Annotated in this window: 2 protein-coding genes and 1 pseudogene; all 3 read right to left on the bottom strand. The window is 72.8% G+C overall.

Annotated features, from left to right (window positions below; translation table 11 throughout):
• Window positions 1-64: 64 nt before the first annotated feature.
• Window positions 65-1,003 carry a hypothetical protein gene (locus tag ABZW03_RS39510; RefSeq protein ID WP_355269518.1) on the bottom strand — a complete coding sequence of 313 codons (939 nt, stop codon included), beginning with the start codon at window positions 1,001-1,003 and terminating at the stop codon, window positions 65-67.
• Between the two features lie 292 nt (window positions 1,004-1,295).
• Window positions 1,296-2,522: an acetyl-CoA C-acetyltransferase gene (locus ABZW03_RS39515; RefSeq protein ID WP_355269520.1), complete on the bottom strand. Its 1,227-nt coding sequence runs from the start codon at window positions 2,520-2,522 to the stop codon at window positions 1,296-1,298.
• A gap of 63 nt (window positions 2,523-2,585) precedes the next feature.
• Window positions 2,586-2,778 (bottom strand): annotated as a pseudogene (locus ABZW03_RS39520) (SGNH/GDSL hydrolase family protein); the annotation flags it as partial.

Below are 2,778 nucleotides of genomic sequence, written 5' to 3' on the forward strand. Positions count from 1 at the left end.
GGTCGGTAACCCCGTGACCCGGCCGGCCTTCGGCGCGCTGTGATCCCCGTGCGGTGAGCTGGTGTCAGATGCTGGCGACCACCCGGTCGGCGAGCACGTAGACGGCCTCCTCGTCGGTGGAGAAGGTCAGCGAGTACGAGCCGGAGAAGCGCGAGCCGCCGAGCAGTCGGACGTGCTCGCCGGCGCGGACCGCGTCGATCAGCCGGTAGGCGGCCTCCCGGTCGCCCGGGGCCACGCAGAGGGTGGTGCCGTCGGCGAAGGCGTACACGTCCAGGGTGCCCAGCGGGCCCGGGCGGACGTCGACCAGGGCGACGGCCTCCTCGGCGAGGGCGGCCAGCCGGCCGTCGGTCCACTCCCGGGACGGCGCCTGGCTGGGGACGAAGTCGGGGTGCGAGGGGTGGCGGCGCGGGTCGGGCGCGGCGACCGGGGCCTCCTCGACGGCCGGGTCGGCGTCCAGCAGCCCGGCCTCCAGGCCGGTGGCCAGCAGGTCGGCCTCGCGGCGGGCCCGGGCCTCCTTGGTCTCGCCGACCGGGTGGCCGGGGCGCAGCGGCAGGCCGCCCTCGGGGCCGGAGTCGGCCGGGGCGCCGCCGCCCTCGTTGATCAGGTCCTCCAGCGCGGAGCGCAGCGCCTCGCCGAACTCCGGGTCCATCGTCCCGGCGTTGTCGACGGCGTCCTGCGGACCGGTGGGGCGGGGGAAGAAGAGCGGCCACTCGTCGGTGCCGGAGAACGCGCCGGAGAACGGCGAGTCGAACAGCGGCGCGTCCTCGGCCGCGCGGGCCTCCTGCTCGGCCCAGAACGCCCGGGCCTCCGTGATCTCCCGCTCGCGGTCGGCGGCGAGCGCCTCGGCGACGGCCCGGCGTATCGCGGCCTCGTCCACCGGGGCGGGCACGGCCGGGGCGGCGGCCCGGGCGTCCAGTCGGCGGGAGAGTCCGCGGAGGTGGAGCAGCACGGCGGTCGACACGGCGATCAGGATCAGCAGCAGGATGGTGTAGACGGCGCTCACGGAACGTACTCCTAGCGAGGAGCGGAACGGGGTTACGTGTCCCACATTGCCGCATGGGGGGCTGTTACCGCAGTGGCGAATGTCCAATTCGTCCGTGACTTTCCTCCTTGTCCCCAAATTGTTAGGTAACACCGTTCTACGCAGTGGAGTTGATCCGCTCCGCAGTGTCGATTTCCGGGCCGGAAACGAAAGAAAAGAGGGCCGGATCGACCTCGCGGTGTGATCCGGCCCTCAATTACGCTGCGTCACTCCAAATGGGTGGTCCAGACCCTTCCGGAGGCCGCCCGGAGGGTCAGCTGAGGCGCTCGACGACCATCGCCATGCCCTGGCCGCCGCCGACGCACATGGTCTCCAGACCGAACTGCTTGTCGTGCCACTGCAGGGAGTTGATCAGGGTGGTGGTGATCCGGGCGCCGGTCATGCCGAAGGGGTGGCCGACCGCGATCGCGCCGCCGTTGACGTTCAGCTTGTCCAGGTCGACGCCGAGGTCGCGGTAGGACGGGATCACCTGGGCGGCGAAGGCCTCGTTGATCTCGACCAGGTCGATGTCGTCGATGGTCAGGCCGGCCCGCCGGAGCGCCTGCCGGGAGGCCTCGACCGGGCCGTAGCCCATGATCTCGGGGGAGAGCGCGCTGACGCCGGTGGAGACCACCCGGGCCAGCGGGGTGATGCCGAGCTCGCGGGCCTTGGTGTCGGACATGATGACCAGCGCGGCCGCGCCGTCGTTCAGCGGGCAGCAGTTACCCGCGGTCACGGTGCCGTCGGGGCGGAACACCGGCTTCAGGCCCGAGACGCCCTCCAGGGTGACGCCGGCGCGCGGGCCGTCGTCGGTGCTGACCACGGTGCCGTCCGGGAGCGTCACCGGGGTGATCTCGCGCTCCCAGAAGCCGGCCTTGATGGCGGCCTCGGCGAGGTTCTGCGAGCGGACGCCGAACTCGTCCTGCTCGGCGCGGGTGATGCCCTTGAGCGCGGCCAGGTTCTCGGCGGTCTGGCCCATCGCGATGTAGGCGTCCGGCAGCAGCCCGTCCTCGCGCGGGTCGTGCCAGCCCTCCTCCCCGGTGCCCTCCTCGGCCCGCTTCTTGGTGCGGGCCTGGGCCTCGTCGAAGATCGGGTTCATGGTGCCCGGCAGGCCGTCCGAGGTGCCGTGGATGCTGCGCGAGACGGTCTCCACGCCGGCCGAGACGAAGACGTCGCCCTCGCCCGCCTTGATCGCGTGCAGCGCCATTCGCGTGGTCTGCAGCGAGGAGGAGCAGTAGCGGGTGATGGTGGCGCCGGGCAGGTAGTCCATGCCCATCTGGACGGCCACGATGCGGGCCAGGTTGTGGCCCTGCTCGCCGCCGGGCAGGCCGCAGCCCAGCATCAGGTCGTCGATCTCGCGCGGGTCCAGCTGCGGCACCTTGGCGAGGGCGGCCTGGATGATGTGGGCGGTCAGGTCGTCCGGGCGGACGTCCTTGAGCGAGCCCTTGAAGGCCCGGCCGATCGGCGAACGGGCGGCGCTGACGATGACGGCTTCGGGCATGGCGGGCTCCTCGCTGGGTGACGGCGGACCTGACGTCCGGGAGGAAAGTTACCGCCTGGTAGATCAGGCGTCACCCGTGCCGGCGTGTGAGCTGGCCGACGTGTTCCCGGGCGCGCTGCCAGGGGCCGTACCGGCTTCCTTCCCGCTCTCCGGGCCGGGCAGACCGATCCGCAGCCGGTGCCTCAGCTGGGCCCAGCGGCGGCCGGCGCCCTCCGCCGGCAGGGCCGCCACCTCGGTGCCCTCCCGCCCGGCCGCC

The organism is Kitasatospora sp. NPDC004799, assembly GCF_040609095.1.
Taxonomy (GTDB): Bacteria; Actinomycetota; Actinomycetes; order Streptomycetales; family Streptomycetaceae; genus Kitasatospora.